This is a genomic window from Geminocystis sp. CENA526, assembly GCF_050753365.1.
In the GTDB taxonomy this organism is placed as follows: Bacteria; Cyanobacteriota; Cyanobacteriia; order Cyanobacteriales; family Cyanobacteriaceae; genus Geminocystis.
The window spans coordinates 14383-29889 of the sequence record NZ_JBLZFY010000051.1 but is presented as its reverse complement, the minus strand read 5'-3'; the positions used below and the strand labels follow the sequence as shown (position 1 = coordinate 29889).

Sequence of the window (15507 nt, the reverse complement as noted above, 5' to 3'; positions counted from 1 at the left end):
CTTCCCCCTCTTCCCTCCCCCTCCCCCTCTTCCTCCTCTTTCATGATTTTATGATTCACTCAGGTTTGAAAATGACTCTAAATTGTCGTATCAAAGGGCTTTTACTAGGGGTTGCAGTGGGTGATTCTGTGGGTTTACCCGCCGAAGGAATCCCTAGAAAGCGCAATCATAGAATGTTTAAGGGAAAATGGCATCAAAGATTATGCTTTGGTTACGGCATGATTAGCGATGATACAGAGCATAGCATTTTTGTCTCTCAATGTCTTCTTACCTCTGGAGATGACGAGAAAATTTTTATCCGCAGACTCGCATGGTGTCTCAAATGGTGGTTAATTTCTTTACCTGCTGGAGTAGGTTTAGCTACCTTAAAATCCATTGTGCGTCTATGGCTAGGGTTTTCTCCCCTCAAAAGTGGCGTTTATTCTGCGGGAAATGGTGTCGCTATGCGATCGAGCATCATTGGGGCTTATTTTGCTGATAATATAGATAAATTAGAGAGTTTTGTAACTTTATCCACTAGAATAACCCATAGTGATCCCCGTGCTTTAATAGGAGCAAGATCGATCGCGCTAATAACAGCATGGATAGTTAGGGAAGATTTACAACAATGCCCTGACATTGACGAATTAGAAGTAATGTTAAGATCGATCGAAAGTGAAGATATAGAATGGTTAAACTTAGTCAATCAAATCATTTATAGTTTAAAACAAGAATTGTCCGTCATCGAATTTGCGGAATTAATAGGACAAAAACAAGGTATTTCAGGATATATATATCATACAGTTCCCATAGCAATTTATGCTTGGTATCGCCATTTTGATAACTTTCAAGAGGCTTTAGAAGCAGTATTTAACTGTGGTGGAGATACCGATACAACGGGAGCAATTACAGGGGCATTATGTGGCGTAACCCTAGGCAAATCTGCAATTCCCACATCATGGATTGACAAAATTGCAGAATATCCTCGCAATATTCAACTATTAGAGAAAATAGCAGATAAACTCACAGAAAACAACCCTAATTACCTTAAAAGTTCCCCCATAAACTATAATTGGTGGTGGATTTTACCAAGAAATATATTATTTCTGATCATAGTTTTAATGCACGGTTTTCGCCGTTTATTACCTCCTTTTTAAATCTTATTGCCACAATACCTTTGTAATTTATTTTCTTATGTAATGCGTCAAAACCTTGACTTTTCATTATTTAACCTGACACCTGACACCTAAAACCTGATACCTATCCCTATCAAAAAACTTTTTCAGCAGACCTACTTATTTGAGAATTGAGACAGAATTTCAGTATAATATAGATAAAGAATCAACATATTGAAGGAGAACAAGCAATGTTAGCTTACTTTCTCGCCATTGTCATGGCTATGATTAGTCTAACGCTATATTTTAACGCTTTTATTAGTCCCAAAACTCATCGCCAAGATGATTTTCTTTGGAGTGGGCTAGGTTTATTTTATGCTTTGACTCTCTGGATATGTGCTGGAAAAATCACGGGGGCAGTATTATTAGGACAGTTAGCTATCGTTGCTATAGTAGTTGCATTTATTTGGGAAAATCGTCAAATTAGAAAACAAATCACCGCTAACACGCAATCTAGCGATGTATTGACTGGTTTTTCGCTTTTAACTTTTATCCTCGCTTCCTTTGAAAAAATCTCTCAATTAAAGAAAAAGAAAACCCCTGTTGTTACTCCACAAACTCCTCCTAAAACTGAGGAAAAATCTCCTGAGATAAAAGAAGAATCTCCTACATTGGAAAAAACTCCTACGGAAGAAGTTATCGTAGAAAAAGAAACTGAAACAGTTATTGTGGAAACCTCCTTACAGGAAGAAACTCAAACGGAAGAAAGTGTCATTGAAGAGGTGATTAACGAAGAAATTGACTTAGATATAGAGTTAAACGAGGTTGCACCTTCAGAAACTGAAACTGATATTGATGATGATTTTGATGTAGATTCTTTAGGTTTATCGCCTGAAAATAAAGAGAATAAGATTGATAAAGAGAAAAAACCGAATATTTTGGGTAAATTGCTAGGGTTTTTCCGTAAATCTCCCCCTCCAGAAGTCAAACAAAAGGAATCTGTTGAATCTGTTGTAGAGATAGAAGAAATGGAAGAGGAAGACATTGATCCTACTGTTAGTGCTACAGAAGTAGAAACCGCCATCGATAATTTAGATATTGTGGATTCTAATGGTGATAACTCAGAAAAAAATAATGAGGATGTAACTAATATTTCTTCAAAAGATGATGAATCGGTTACGGAAACTTCGATCGATACTATTGAAGTAAATGAGAATGCAGAAACCTCGATCGAAACTATTGAAACATTAGAAGAGAATCAAGAAAATACGGAAACCTCGATCGAAACCATTGAAACATCAGAGGAAGTAAATGAGAATGTAGAAAGCTCGATCAATACTATTGAAGTAGATGAGAATGCAGAAAGCTCGATCGAAATCATTGAAACATCAGAGGAAGTAAATGAGAATGTAGAAAGCTCGATCGATACCCTTGAAATAGATGAGAATGTAGATAGTTCGATCGATACCCTTGAAATAGATGAGAATGTAGATAGTTTGATCGATACTATTGAAGTAGATGAAAATACAGAAAGCTCGATCGAAAACCTTGAAACATCAGAGGAAGTAAAAGAAGATTCTCAGAAAGAAGACAAAACTATAGAATAGGTGATTTAAACAAATTTGAAATTATGTATTTATTGATTCCCGCCGCAGGAATGGGCAAAAGAATGGGCAGTACCCAAAATAAATTACTATTAGAGTTGAAGGGAAAACCCTTGTTAGCATGGACATTAATGTCTGCTGATGAATCAAAAACCATTGAATGGATTGGTATTATGGGGCAACCCTATGATTTTCCTATATTTCAAGACATAATCGATCGAGTTAAACCATCAAAACCAGTCAAATTAATTCAAGGAGGCGATACTCGACAACAATCGGTGTATAACGGTTTACAGGCACTACCCAAAGAAGCTGAAAAAGTGTTAATCCATGATGGTGCAAGGTGTTTGGCTACTCCCGAATTGTTCGATCGATGTGCGCAAACTTTGTTAGACTGTCAAGGATTAATAGCGGCTATCCCCGTTAAAGATACCATTAAAATTGTTGACTATAATCTACAAGTGACAGATACTCCCCCCAGAGAAAAATTATGGGCGGCACAAACTCCTCAAGGTTTTGACGTAAAATTATTAAAGGAATGTCACGAAAAAGGGCTTAATTTAGGTTGGGAAGTAACAGACGATGCGGCGTTATTAGAAAAATGCGGTTTCCCCGTGCAAATCGTCAACGGTGAAGAAACTAACCTTAAAGTAACTACTCCCATAGACTTAACCATCGCTGAATTTATTTTACAGCAAAAAAATCATGCCTCAGAATATAGCGGTTTTTAAAATTATGAGGTACATTTTTTTATTGCCTCTTGCCTCTTGCCTTTCAACGACAATTTTTGTACCTCACCAAAACGAGAATTGCTATCAATTAAATATCTCTGTTAAACATTTCAAACCTTATTTTTAACATCTAAATTGTGAATAATTTGGTAACTAAATTTTTAGTTTTATCTTCTAAGGCTTCCCAGTTTAATTCACCTCGATCGTCTATTAATGTATCATCTATTTTAACAGGTTGAATTTGTCCTTGTTCATAGGAAATAAAACAAATTTGAAAACACAAATCCCAAAGATTATATTGTTTATGATAATCGCCTTTTTTTAGAGATATTAAATAGCTAGGGAAAGGCTCAGAAATTTCTTGATATTCAACATTCCATTCTAATAATTCTGATTGTTTACGAAGATTATCGATTAATCTAATATAAATTGGTTGTAATAATAATTGGGCTTTTTCGTATGCAATTATATTTTCAAATTTTGGTGTCATTATTCTTTCTTAAAATTTAGCTAATTTTGGTTTTGTGATGCGATAAATCAGTCTCATAATTATAATTAACTTTTGAGTATTTTTTAGTTTAAGTTTCCAAGAAGTATAATTTTGTCTAAATTTTTTGATTTCTAAAGCAGTTAATAAAATTGTCAAAGGAATTTCTTTAAGGATTAATTCTAAATCATAATTAATATGTTGTAAAAATCGATTAACCTTCGATAAATATTTCTTAAATTGGATTAATTTCCATAGTAGGTATAAATTTAAACTGCATAAAATTAAATTAAATAAGACAATAAATTGTAAATACATTATTTTGTTTCTTAGGGATATTTTACCTTAAAAAATAATATTGTTCCTGCTAAAATTAAAGTAATAAAATTAGCGATAATAATCGGTAATTCGCCTAATAATAACCCATAAATTATCCAGAGTAAAACCCCAATACAAAAACTTAAAAACATCGATAATGATATATCTTTTGCTGATTTCGATCGCCATGTTTTAATGACTTGGGGCAAAAAAGAAATGGTAGTTAAACTACCAGCCATTAAGCCAATTATCGTTACTAATTCCATATAATTTTACCTTTTTTAAGAATATAAAGATATTGTTTTTGTTCTGTATAATAGTCTTTTCGATCCTATTTTCAATTATTTGATTAAGAATAGAGAAAAAATTATCCTATCGTCATTAAGATTTATAGATTTTTATATTATATCATTAACTCTGTTACAATAAATCTGCGATAATCTTAAGGCTTATAGCATAAATCTGGTAAAGCAATTATTATATATTTCATAACCGTTGGCTTATCAGTGAATCATTATTTTTATGGATAACTCTAAATGTATCTTGATTGGAAATCTTTAACAAAATCTCCTGAGAAATTATGGATAATTTCCGTTGCTTCTCTATGCTTAATCTGTGTTATTACCTTTTTTTGGAATCTTGGTAATATAGGTTTAATCGACAAAACTGAGGCGCTATATGTTGAAGTTGCTCGACAAATGGTGTTAACTAATAATTGGATAAGTCCTCATTGGAATGGTACTTATTTTTATTCCTATCCTGCGGGGGGTTATTGGTTTTTAGCTTTAAGTTTTAAATTATTCGGTATTTCAGAGTTTTCGGCACGATTACCAGTGGCTTTAATGGCAACGGCAGTGGTTTTGATGGTGTTTTACACTCTGCGTTATTTTGGCTATATTCATCAGAAGCCTGATAATTCCCTTTACCTCTGGTTAACGGCATGGATTGGCGCGGTGATAATGGCTTTAAATCCTGCTTGGATTGCTTGGGGTAGAATAGCTGTATCGGATATGCTTTTATCGGGTTCGATCGCACTGGCTATGTTAGTCTTTTTTGTGGGGTATGCTCAACCAGATAAGCCAAAAATTCAAGGGATTTGCTATGGTATATTTCCGATTTTATTATCGATCGCTGTGTTAGTCAAGGGACCCATCGGAGTTATTTTACCAGTATTAGGAATCGGTAGTTTTTTGCTTTATGTGGGCAAATTCTGGGAAATCTTCTGGGAAATCAAGCCTTTTCGCACCATCGCTATTTTTCTCGTCTTAACTCTCCCTTGGTATATCGCCGCCACGATTATGGATGGTGAAATATTCGTCAATGAATTTTTAGGAGTAAGTAATTTTAAACGGTTTACCACTGTAGTTTTTGATCATCCCGGTCCATGGTATTATTATATAATTTGGGGGGCGGTGTTTATGTTGCCTTGGGTGATATATTTTCCCCTTGCTTTAGTTAATTTATCCTGTTGGCGTTGGCAAAAAGTAAGACAATCTTCCCGTGATTCTCAATTAGGTTTATATTGCTTTTGTTGGTTTATCACAACTTTTGTGTTTTTCTCCGCCGCCGCTACCAAACTGCAAGGTTATATCTTACCAGTTGCGCCAGCAGTTGTCATTATTTTGGCTTTATTTTGGGGTGAAAAATTAAGAGAATCTCCCCCTAGATATGAGAAATTATTTTTAGGTACTGCTATCTTCAATCTTATTATTTTATTGGCACTTTCGATCGTATCTGCCATAAGTGTTAATCTGATAGGAGAAGACACATCTGCTCCAACTTTTGCCGAAAATTTAGGCAAATCAGGGATACCAATAATATCCTCTATATCGTGGGGAATAGGAGTAATTATTGCCCTAATTTTATTATTCAAAAAATCCTTAAGGACGTGGCTATGGAGTGCCAATTTTGTCGGCTTTTTAGCATTTGTTTCCTTTGTTTTTCCCCCTTTAATACCGCTTTTAGACACTGAAAGACAACTCTCCTTTCGAGAAATATCCTTAGAAATTCCCCAAAAAGTTGCACCGAAAGAAGAAGTTTTTTTAATTGGATTTACCCGTTATAGTATCGTTTATTATGGGGATAGAAGTGTTAATTTTGTTCATGGCATGGAAGACTTTAAAAGTCAATTACAAAGCAAAAATTTTGACACAGATACTATTTTATTAGTGGTGGAATCCACATTTTTAGAAGATAGTGAATTAAGTACAATCGACTATGATTTATTATCAGAAAAACAAGCCTTTAAATTAATAAGAATCAACCCCCAAGACATCATCAATAAGTAATGAGGAATGAGGAATTAAGAAAGGTAATGATTGCGCAAGTATTACCCCAAAACCCCATTTTCTTCACCCTCTCTCTTCTACCTTCTCCATATATTTATGACGGATGGTGCAAGAACTGAGTACAATAAAACACTGTAGCAAAATAGGTTAATCTATACTAACAGGCTTTTTTCAATAAATCATGGTACAAAAAAATAATTCCTCATCCACACATCCTATTTATTATGTCTCTCCCGTAGGCAAAATTCACGCTCACACTTGTCGCCATTGTCAACCTGATAAAGAAGGGTGGCGTAAACTAGATTCTTTTTTAACAGGCATCACAGAAGGTTATCAACCCTGTCGTCTTTGTTGCCCTTCGGAAGCAGAAATTAAGTTATTACAAGAAAAATCTACTTCTGTTGATACCGAAAATGTCGTCATAGATACCCCCCAAGAGGAAAAATCCCCTGAGAAAGTAGAGGATAAGTCTTTTACCGAAGAAACACAACCCACGGTTGTTAAAAAAGATAAGAAGAATGAGGCTACTGCCGTTAAGGGTGATAAATCTGAAAAGGTAAAAAATTCTTCTCCCACAAAAGGTAAACAAGAGAAATTTGAATCTAAAAAAGAGAAAGTAGAGAAAAAACGCTATAAGATTTTAGCCGGTAATGGTTGTCATCAGGCGATCGCAGAAATACAGGGTATATTAGTACCACCTTCGGAGGAGGATCAACCTTTCTTGATCATTTTACCTGATGGTGTGCAATTGGAAGCCACTTTTAAAAATCCTCGTTTAAAATGGATTGCCCATAATACAGATACTGTACTTGGTTCTCATTGGTTTCGAGTTTATCCTAAAATGAAGGACGATAAGTTAATTAGTGTGCAAATTATTGCTTGGGATAAGGGGATGCCCACTAATCCAATGGGAGAAGAACACTGGGAGTTTACAGGTGTATGGACTGCTCAGAAAAATCTCACGGTACAACGATCGATGATGGAAGCTGACGTTCGTGCTACTGCAAAAGAAACAGGATTTATCAAGAAGTTTAAATATACTTTTATTAACTCTTTTGAGTTTGTCAAAAAGAAAAATTTATGGATGGGATATGTCTATAAATTAATCTGTAAAAGAAAAGGAGATGTGTTAGAAATTAGAAAAGTAATTCCTTACGCTTGTCCTCGTATTAAACCTGAACCAAAAAACTTCAGAAAAGATAACGATCGAGATGGTAAGTTTAATAAAGACGGGAAAAAAGACTTTAAACCTAAAACTTTTGTCAAGAAAAAATAAATAATATTGGAGTTATTTTTAAATAATAAAAAGAATGAAAAATTTAAGAGATTTACTATTTAATCCCCTGAAAAATGCTCGATCGAATCCTCCGAAAACAAAGGGGCTTCCTCCCCTGAAAAAAAGTAAAAAGGGGATAGAATTAAAAACAGAAGCGCAAATCGAGATAATGCGCGTATCAGGGCAAATTGTGGCAACGGTATTAAAGGAAATCGAGGAAATCACTAAACCGGGTATGACAACGGCAGATTTAGACGAATATGCCGAGAAAAGAATCAGAGAAATGGGGGCAACCCCTAGTTTTAAAGGTTATCACGGCTTTCCTGCTTCTATTTGTGCCTGTATTAATGATGAAGTGGTACACGGTATCCCTAACCCGAAAAAGGTAATTAACATGGGAGATATAGTGAAAATCGACACGGGGGCATATTATAACGGTTATCATGGCGACTCCTGCATTACCTTTCCCGTCGGCAAAATTAAAAGAAATGCCGTCAAACTGTTAGAAGTAGCGGAAAAGGCTTTATATAAAGGCATTGAGCAGGTGAAAGCTGGAAATTATATCATGGATATTGCCATCGCAGTACAGGATTATGTCGAAAAACAGGGGTTTACGGTGGTAGATAATTTCGTAGGACATGGTGTAGGGAGAAACTTACACGAAGAACCTTCGGTATTTAATGTGCGCACTAATGATTTACCTAATGTACAATTAAAAAGTGGCATGACACTTGCCATTGAGCCGATTATTAACGAAGGAAAAAAACAAACTCGTATCTTAAAAGATAATTGGACTGTGGTGACAGTAGATAAGCGATTATCTGCCCAATTTGAGCATACCGTATTAGTTACCGATCGTGGTTACGAAATTTTAACCTTAAGAAATTAATTAGTGGAAGCAATAGACTTCTCCATTAATTAAGATTTTAAGGGCTGAAGCCCCTTACTACGAACCAATTAAAAATAATTTTTACCAGAAGTCTAATAGATAACAAGTAATAAGTAACAAGTAACAAGTAATAAGTAATAAGTAATAAGTAATAAGTAATAGGTAATTCTTCATTCTTCATTCTTCATTCTTCATTTCCAATGAGTCGTCAAAGTAAATTAACTTACGATCGAGGTACTTTAATCTTACATCCACCGCCGAAGGGAAAGGCTTGGATAGATTTTGCTACATGGGATGACAGAATAGAGAAATTTCGCATTCCTGCCATTCATTATCATAGTCTGACGAAGGTTTTAACGGAAAATGATATAGCCTTCATCGACAAAGCAAAGGAATTTTTTACCGTAGATGTGGAAAGTTGTGACGACAAAACCCCTTATACTCATCAAACCGAAGCCTTAGAAGCGTGGAAAAAGGCAAAACAAAGAGGAGTCGTCGTCTTGCCAACGGCGGCAGGAAAGACTTATTTAGCACAACTGGCGATCGAATATACTAAACAAACAACTTTAGTTATTGTACCCACCCTCGACTTAATGCAACAGTGGTATGCACAACTGGAGGTAACTTTTCCTAAGACAAAAATTGGCTTGTTGGGAGGAGGCTCTCATGATAATACACCTATTCTCGTTTCCACTTATCATAGTGCCGCTATTCATGCCAAAGCATTGGGAAATCTCTATGGTTTTCTCATTTTTGATGAATGTCATCATTTACCCACAGATTTTTTTCAGGCAATCGCCGAAGAATCTATTGCGCCTTATCGACTCGGTTTAACGGCTACTCCCGAAAGAGGGGATGGTAGTCATCGCAATTTAGATAAGTTAATCGGCAAGGTTGTTTATCGTAAAACCTCTAAAGAGTTGTCAGGGGATGCCTTAGCCGAATATCAGGTTATTCCTATCAAAGTACAACTCACTCCCGAAGAAAAGGAAAAGTATCAAAACGCTATCAAAATTCGTAATGATTTTTTGCGTCAAGCCAAAATTTCTCTTTCTAGTATGGATGGATGGCAAAAATTTATTCAGGCAAGCGCTCGATCGAACCAAGGCAGACGTGCTATGTTAGCTCATAGAGAGTCAAAAGATATAGCAGGGGGAACATCTGCTAAACTAAGGGTATTAGTCGAATTAATCGAGAAACACTATCCCGACAAAATCTTGGTTTTTACCAATGATAACGCCACAGTATATCGCATTTCCCAAGAATACCTGATACCTGCCATAACTCATCAAACTCCCGTTAAAGAGCGTCATCAAATCTTAACAAAATATCGTCAAGGAGACTATAAAATTTTAGTGGCTTCCCACGTCTTAAATGAAGGGGTGGACGTGCCAGATGCTAAGATAGCGATTATTTTATCAGGTACTGGCTCAACGAGGGAATATATCCAAAGACTAGGGCGCGTTTTGCGTAAGGCTAACGATAAGGAAAAATTAGCCATTCTTTATGAAGTCATTGCCGAAAATACCACCGATGAGAATACCGCCGCTAGACGTAAAGGAGAAAGCTATAAATCTGACAAGAAATCATCTCAAGGACAAGTTTTATTATATCCGAACTTCGATCGAGATAAGTCTTCTTTTAAAGCCGCCGAGTCTAAATCTTCTTGGCAGGAGGAGGATTGAGAATTAGGCTAATTATTTTTTCTGACTAAAGAGATATTTAAGTCCACCTGAGTGGTGGTATTATTGATACTAGAACTGGTAAGAGCAAAACCTTTAATAGATTCCGATAAAGCTCTCATTTCTGGTGTAAAATCATCATAAAAATCAGGCTCTAAATTAACCGCAAAACTAACGGCTTTTTGATAGTCAAAATATAAATAACCATAGTTATTTTTAGGTAAAGATTCTGTAGTTATTTTAAAGGTTTCATTATTAAGAATGGAATTAGTTTTATCTAAGTTTTCACTAGGCTCAAAAGTCTTACCAAAAGTAAATAACAAATTATTATTATTTAACCAACCATAGGAGGCAACTGTATTTTGATAATTGCTCCATTCGGTGATATTTATTCCTTGTTTTTCTGTGCGATTAATAGCAATAAAAGGCAAAAATTGAGCTACATTTTCTAGTTTACTTAAAGTCTTTTCTCCTTGATTTTTATTAGTACTTTCTAATAGTAATAATCCGTGTACATTATTCTCTAATAAAGGTTGTTCAGGATTTCCCACAATGGCAACAGCAAATTCACCGTCTAACCAACTAAAAATATCATTTCCTAAGTCTAAATTAAGCCATTGATTTACCATTATTTCTGTCTCATTAATTGCTTTATCTAATTCACTGATATTTTTTCTTTCTGTTTCTACTTGTTGCCACAGTTGATTTATACCATTACCACTCATCATCAAAATTGTATCTTGGGGTATTTTATTTAATAAGTTTTGCGATACTGATTTAAAGTTAATTGTCTCTTCTAAAGGCTCTGATAATTTGACTAAAGTTGTTAATTTTAATCCGTGATTTTCGATACTCATATTCATAAATAGAGTATTAATTTTTTTTAGCTGTTTTTCTACCTGTTTATCTAATTCATTTTCTGGTAAACTATTTTCTAAGGCTTTTAAGAGAATTCGATCGTACTCTGGAAAATAAACGGAAATTACGGCATTATCCCTAACTAAATTTTGAGGATAATTAGTGGCTAAAGATGTTTTTCCTTTATGGGTATCAATAATTTTTTCGATAACATACTCTCGATCGCTTACCACTAAATAATTATTAAAAAAAGTTGTCCAAATTGTTTGATTATTCTCTAAATTAACTTGATAAATAGTGATGCCATTATATTTATTTTCAATGGGTTTTTCTTGCAAATCATTCTTATATTTTTCTAAAAAGTCATTGGCTTTAAATTTATTTTTGACTCCCATAATCACGGCAATATTAGACTCAAATTCTCCAGAAGAAGCGGGTAATAATGCCATACTGATTCCCCCTAACCAAGGTAAAATATCTTTTTCTAAATCAATTTTTTGAGTTGCTTGGGTTAAATTTTCATTCACAAATTCTTGGAAATTTTGAGAGATAATTTCTTGAGCGGAATTAGTGCCGAATTGTCCTAATTTTTCCCATTGCTGAGGATTAGTGGAAATAAAACTGGTAGCATAAGCAGAAGCTGGAATTATTTTAGCACTACGACTAGGTGTTAATTCTTGCCCGATAAAATTACGCCCATAGTAATAACTCGCACCAATACCGATAACTCCTAAAACTAGCATCGTTAAACATCCACAGCCACCCTTCTTGGAATTTGATTGAGTCATGATTTTTACCTCAATAATATTAAGTCCACTTAATTAGTTATAAATAAATTTTATGGTAATTTTATTAAATTATGCTTCTTACAATATAACCTACAAATTATTAGGTTCGGCTGAATAAATCAGAAGACTATTAAAATCAAGGGTTTAGATAGACTACATTTACAATATGAGTGGTTGTGTCATGGATGTTTTTTTGGGTTACGTTATCACTAACCCAACCTACAAATTAAAGGAGGAAGTCGGCTAGAGATTTAGCCATTGCGCAACGGTGGAAGGAAGGGGTAATAAAATGACAATGAGTAAAATTAGGGCGAATAAGCCTAATAAGTCTCTACCGTTGTCTAACTCGGTGACATCATTTAAGGCAGGTTGATCTACGGTGGGCATAAATAGTAAGATAATTGCCCATAATAGAAATTCACTGCGCACAAAGGCTAACATAATCATTAATACACGAGTAATTTGACCAATTATAACGGCTTTACCTTGTCCAAACATAGCATGAACTATGTGTCCTCCGTCTAATTGCCCCACCGGCATCAAGTTTAAGGCGGTGACGATTAAGCCAATATACCCTGCTACGGCGGCAGGATGTAATGAAATTGCCTTGTCGGCTATTAATTCACTCCCCATGACTAATTTACTCAATACTGCCATGAGAAATGAAAAACGGGGATCTAATGCTTCAAATTGCAACATATTCATTCGATCGGGCATATCCACCACGGTAGAATAGGCTAAACCCCATACTAATACTGGTATAGTAACTAAAAATCCGCCTAAAGGTCCAGCGATTGCTACATCAAACACGGCTTTACGGTTAGGCATGGGAGATTTAATGGAAATAAACGCCCCAAAAGTGCCTAAAAAGAAGGGTATGGGAATAAAATAGGGTAAGGTGGTGCGGATACGGTAGTAAACGGCGAAGAGATAATGACTTAATTCATGAATCCCTAAAATTGCAATGAGACATAAACTATAGGGTAATCCCTGTAAAATCAATTCGGGATTTGTCTCTAATTCAGCTACTTCTACTCCACTAATTTCTGCACCGATAATGGTGGTAGTTAGTAAGGTTAACAGTAAGAGAATTATGGCGGTGACGGGTTTAGTTAACTTTTCTTCGGGTAATTTGGTTTTTGCCGTCACTGAATGGGGATTCGGCACTAAGGCGAAAAATGGTTGCCCTTGCAGGGTTTCTTGAAAGATAATTAAAAATCGATCGTCAAAAACCTTTTCTAAATTATTCTTGATGGTAGGATAGGCTTTTTCGGGTGCTGTCATTAATTTACCTAAACAAAGAATGGCTTGGGGTAAATAGTCAACTTTTTGAAGATAATAGACACCCCAAGGGAAACAATCTCTTAAGGCTTTTTCTTCTTGAGGATTAATGGGAGGAGTATGGTTATTTTTCTCTTTTTGCGCCGAAGACAATTCTTCAAAAAGGGTTTTCTCTGGTTTTTGTATATCAATAGATTCTGAGGTTTTCTCTTTCTCTTGGGGGGAAATTTTGCCCATTTCAATCAACCAGACGTAAACTATGGGAGAAAGAATCAAGGGAAGGAATACTAATAAAGGAGGCATGGAATCTTTGGGATTCGTCAAATACCATCCCACCCAAATTAAAGGGGGTATCATTAATGCTAACCATAATAACCAAGTGGGGGTTGTTGTTATCTTGGCAATATTACGTTTAATTATGATATAGCTGAGGGTACTGAGTACGAAGAAAAGAATAATTAATTCCATGTTTAATTTATAATAGTATGGCTGTCTGTTATCTAATGTCGATCGAACTTAGAGGATAGGCAAGAGGCAAAAGGCAAAAGGCAAAAGTTATTAATTAATTCTGCATTCTACATTCTAAATTCTTGATGATGAACTCTAATAATAATTTTACAGAAAAAAATAGTCAAACAACGATTAAAAGCAATAATTATAAATCCCCTAAACTCATTTTAGACAATATTTTTGCGTTTCCACCAAATAGGGAAACTTTGGGCGGTACTTCTTATCTTATTATTCACCCTCAAGGTAATATTTTAATTGATTGTCCTTTATGGCATGAATTTAATCGAGATTTTTGTCTTGATAATGGGGGTGTCAAATATTTATTTTTGACTCAAAGAGACGGTATTAGTAAATCTGTTCGATCGATCAAGGATGATCTCAATTGTGATTTAATTATTCAAGAACAAGAGGGTTATTTGTTACCTAATTTAAACCCTATTACTTTTAGCGATTCTTATACTATTTATGATGATTGTGAGTTAATTTGGACTTGCGGATATTCTCCTGCTTCTTCTTGTTTATATTATGGCAATCATGGGGGAGTTTTGTTTAGTGGAAGGCATTTATTACCCATAAAAGAGGGTATTACTGCTTTAAAGTTGAAAAAGACTTTTCATCATCGCCGACAGTTGCGCAGTGTGGATTTATTGCTCGATCGATTTTCGGAGGATACTCTCAATTATATCTGTCCGGGGGCTAATACGGGTTATTTAAGGGGTAAAGGTTATCTCGATCGAGGTTATCATTATTTAAAGGATTCGATCGAGTTAAAAAAAATAACAAAATGAGATTGATTTATAAAGTTTAGAGTCTTTTTAATAAACTATCATATTCATCATGACTACCAATCCAATACCAATAAATGTGATTAGATTCTAATAAACCTAAACAGCGATAATTTATCGTGACACGAACAGAATAAATTGGGGGTTGTAAATTAACTCTTTTGAACTGTAAACTACTATGATAAGGATATTGTTTCCATAATTTATATGCTTTAATAGCCTGTTTTTGAATAGATACAGGTAATTGTTGCAATTTTGTTCTAAAAGACTTGGTTACACTTGATTTCATGATTCAACTTCCAAAATATCATCAAGGGGAGTTATATCACCATTAAGAATTTCCTGTTTTACCATATCTGCCATTTTTTGCCATTGTTCATCTGTGGTATTAACGAAGGAAGAATCCCATTTTTTTTCGTCTTCTAATTCTGTTAATAAACGAGATGCGATCGCATCTTGGATTTCTGGATTTAACTGTTCAATTTTGTTAAATACTTCTTGCAAAAGTTTAGTCATATTTTTGTCTAAAATTATTAGCTTAGTAATTCTATCTTAATGATAAACCTGAGTTCGATCGAGGTTAGAGAAAGATTATCTTATAAATAATTAATAAAGTCATTAGATGATACTTGAGCTTGTTTTAATACACCACTTAAAGTACCAACTTTTAATTCTTTATGTATAGCTTCAATATCTGGACATTCTTCTAAATATAATTGTGTCGCTTCTCGTAAATTGTTAATAGCTTCCTCGATCGTACTACCTTGATCTACAGTACCAACATCTAAGCATTCAGCGATATACATATCTTCTTCTTTGTAGATAGTAACCGTAAAAGTTTGAGTTTTCATGGGGATATTCGACAAAATTTGTAATTATTTTATTTTATCTTAGCTCGATCGAGGTTATCATTATT

16 protein-coding genes are annotated in these 15507 nt (G+C 34.7%); 8 read left to right on the top strand and 8 right to left on the bottom strand.

Annotated features, from left to right (window positions below; translation table 11 throughout):
* The 3 genes from ACN4EE_RS13890 to ispD all read left to right on the top strand — a co-directional run.
* Positions 1-1136, top strand: a 1136-nt coding sequence (locus ACN4EE_RS13890; RefSeq protein WP_431707052.1) for an ADP-ribosylglycohydrolase family protein, incomplete at its 5' end; no start/stop codon positions are given.
* 209 nt (positions 1137-1345) lie between these two features.
* Positions 1346-2701, top strand: coding sequence for a Ycf66 family protein (locus tag ACN4EE_RS13885; RefSeq protein ID WP_431707051.1), 1356 nt, complete (start codon positions 1346-1348; stop codon positions 2699-2701).
* Between the two features lie 23 nt (positions 2702-2724).
* Positions 2725-3429, top strand: a complete 705-nt coding sequence (ispD, locus tag ACN4EE_RS13880; RefSeq protein ID WP_431707050.1) for a 2-C-methyl-D-erythritol 4-phosphate cytidylyltransferase — start codon at positions 2725-2727, stop codon at positions 3427-3429.
* 130 nt (positions 3430-3559) lie between these two features.
* Here ispD and ACN4EE_RS13875 read toward each other — a convergent pair whose 3' ends face one another.
* The 3 genes from ACN4EE_RS13875 to ACN4EE_RS13865 are packed head-to-tail and all read right to left on the bottom strand — an operon-like array spanning position 3560 to position 4500.
* The gene (locus tag ACN4EE_RS13875; RefSeq protein ID WP_431707049.1) at positions 3560-3919 is read right to left on the bottom strand and encodes a hypothetical protein; all 360 of its coding nucleotides are present in this window, start codon (positions 3917-3919) and stop codon (positions 3560-3562) included.
* Between the two features lie 9 nt (positions 3920-3928).
* Entirely contained in the window at positions 3929-4234 is a 306-nt protein-coding gene (locus ACN4EE_RS13870) for a hypothetical protein (RefSeq protein ID WP_431707048.1), read from the bottom strand.
* An 11-nt stretch (positions 4235-4245) separates the two neighbouring features.
* A complete protein-coding gene (locus ACN4EE_RS13865) occupies positions 4246-4500 on the bottom strand; it encodes a SemiSWEET transporter (RefSeq protein ID WP_431707047.1) in 255 nt (84 codons plus the stop codon).
* 270 nt (positions 4501-4770) lie between these two features.
* Here ACN4EE_RS13865 and ACN4EE_RS13860 point away from each other — a divergent pair, with 270 nt between their 5' ends.
* The 4 genes from ACN4EE_RS13860 to ACN4EE_RS13845 all read left to right on the top strand — a co-directional run bounded on the left by ACN4EE_RS13860 (position 4771) and on the right by ACN4EE_RS13845 (position 10372).
* Complete coding sequence (locus ACN4EE_RS13860) at positions 4771-6522, top strand: ArnT family glycosyltransferase (RefSeq protein WP_431707046.1); 1752 nt, start codon at positions 4771-4773, stop codon at positions 6520-6522.
* 181 nt (positions 6523-6703) lie between these two features.
* Entirely contained in the window at positions 6704-7798 is a 1095-nt protein-coding gene (locus tag ACN4EE_RS13855) for a hypothetical protein (protein WP_431707045.1), read from the top strand.
* A gap of 34 nt (positions 7799-7832) precedes the next feature.
* On the top strand, positions 7833-8687 hold the full coding sequence (gene map / locus ACN4EE_RS13850; protein ID WP_431707044.1) for a type I methionyl aminopeptidase: 855 nt from the start codon (positions 7833-7835) through the stop codon (positions 8685-8687).
* 200 nt (positions 8688-8887) lie between these two features.
* A complete protein-coding gene (locus ACN4EE_RS13845; RefSeq protein ID WP_431707043.1) occupies positions 8888-10372 on the top strand; it encodes a DEAD/DEAH box helicase in 1485 nt (494 codons plus the stop codon).
* Positions 10373-10380: 8 nt separating this feature from the next.
* Here the strand turns inward: ACN4EE_RS13845 and ACN4EE_RS13840 are convergent, their stop codons facing one another.
* Entirely contained in the window at positions 10381-12015 is a 1635-nt protein-coding gene (locus ACN4EE_RS13840) for a DUF3352 domain-containing protein (protein ID WP_431707042.1), read from the bottom strand.
* Positions 12016-12258: 243 nt separating this feature from the next.
* Positions 12259-13764, bottom strand: a complete 1506-nt coding sequence (locus ACN4EE_RS13835) for a site-2 protease family protein (protein ID WP_431707041.1) — start codon at positions 13762-13764, stop codon at positions 12259-12261.
* Between the two features lie 128 nt (positions 13765-13892).
* On the opposite strand from ACN4EE_RS13835, the gene ACN4EE_RS13830 reads away from it, so the two are divergent.
* Positions 13893-14594, top strand: a complete 702-nt coding sequence (locus ACN4EE_RS13830; protein WP_431707054.1) for an MBL fold metallo-hydrolase — start codon at positions 13893-13895, stop codon at positions 14592-14594.
* Between the two features lie 16 nt (positions 14595-14610).
* Here ACN4EE_RS13830 and ACN4EE_RS13825 read toward each other — a convergent pair whose 3' ends face one another.
* The 3 genes from ACN4EE_RS13825 to ACN4EE_RS13815 all read right to left on the bottom strand — a co-directional run bounded on the left by ACN4EE_RS13825 (position 14611) and on the right by ACN4EE_RS13815 (position 15442).
* Positions 14611-14880, bottom strand: coding sequence for a ParE family toxin-like protein (locus ACN4EE_RS13825; RefSeq protein WP_431707040.1), 270 nt, complete (start codon positions 14878-14880; stop codon positions 14611-14613).
* Positions 14877-15107, bottom strand: a complete 231-nt coding sequence (locus tag ACN4EE_RS13820) for a hypothetical protein (RefSeq protein WP_431707039.1) — start codon at positions 15105-15107, stop codon at positions 14877-14879. The genes ACN4EE_RS13825 and ACN4EE_RS13820 overlap by 4 nt, the downstream gene beginning before the upstream one ends.
* Positions 15108-15187: 80 nt before the next feature.
* A complete protein-coding gene (locus tag ACN4EE_RS13815) occupies positions 15188-15442 on the bottom strand; it encodes a type II toxin-antitoxin system HicB family antitoxin (protein WP_431707038.1) in 255 nt (84 codons plus the stop codon).
* Positions 15443-15507: the final 65 nt, after the last annotated feature.

Coding starts and splice junctions, on each gene's coding strand:
- ACN4EE_RS13840 (WP_431707042.1), bottom strand. CDS start 12,015: ATGACTCAATCAAATTCCAAGAAGGGTGGCTGTGGATGTTTAACGATG.
- map (WP_431707044.1), top strand. CDS start 7,833: ATGAAAAATTTAAGAGATTTACTATTTAATCCCCTGAAAAATGCTCGA.
- ACN4EE_RS13825 (WP_431707040.1), bottom strand. CDS start 14,880: ATGAAATCAAGTGTAACCAAGTCTTTTAGAACAAAATTGCAACAATTA.
- ACN4EE_RS13865 (WP_431707047.1), bottom strand. CDS start 4,500: ATGGAATTAGTAACGATAATTGGCTTAATGGCTGGTAGTTTAACTACC.
- ACN4EE_RS13830 (WP_431707054.1), top strand. CDS start 13,893: ATGAACTCTAATAATAATTTTACAGAAAAAAATAGTCAAACAACGATT.
- ispD (WP_431707050.1), top strand. CDS start 2,725: ATGTATTTATTGATTCCCGCCGCAGGAATGGGCAAAAGAATGGGCAGT.
- ACN4EE_RS13815 (WP_431707038.1), bottom strand. CDS start 15,442: ATGAAAACTCAAACTTTTACGGTTACTATCTACAAAGAAGAAGATATG.
- ACN4EE_RS13835 (WP_431707041.1), bottom strand. CDS start 13,764: ATGGAATTAATTATTCTTTTCTTCGTACTCAGTACCCTCAGCTATATC.
- ACN4EE_RS13875 (WP_431707049.1), bottom strand. CDS start 3,919: ATGACACCAAAATTTGAAAATATAATTGCATACGAAAAAGCCCAATTA.
- ACN4EE_RS13845 (WP_431707043.1), top strand. CDS start 8,888: ATGAGTCGTCAAAGTAAATTAACTTACGATCGAGGTACTTTAATCTTA.
- ACN4EE_RS13855 (WP_431707045.1), top strand. CDS start 6,704: ATGGTACAAAAAAATAATTCCTCATCCACACATCCTATTTATTATGTC.
- ACN4EE_RS13860 (WP_431707046.1), top strand. CDS start 4,771: ATGTATCTTGATTGGAAATCTTTAACAAAATCTCCTGAGAAATTATGG.
- ACN4EE_RS13820 (WP_431707039.1), bottom strand. CDS start 15,107: ATGACTAAACTTTTGCAAGAAGTATTTAACAAAATTGAACAGTTAAAT.
- ACN4EE_RS13870 (WP_431707048.1), bottom strand. CDS start 4,234: ATGTATTTACAATTTATTGTCTTATTTAATTTAATTTTATGCAGTTTA.
- ACN4EE_RS13885 (WP_431707051.1), top strand. CDS start 1,346: ATGTTAGCTTACTTTCTCGCCATTGTCATGGCTATGATTAGTCTAACG.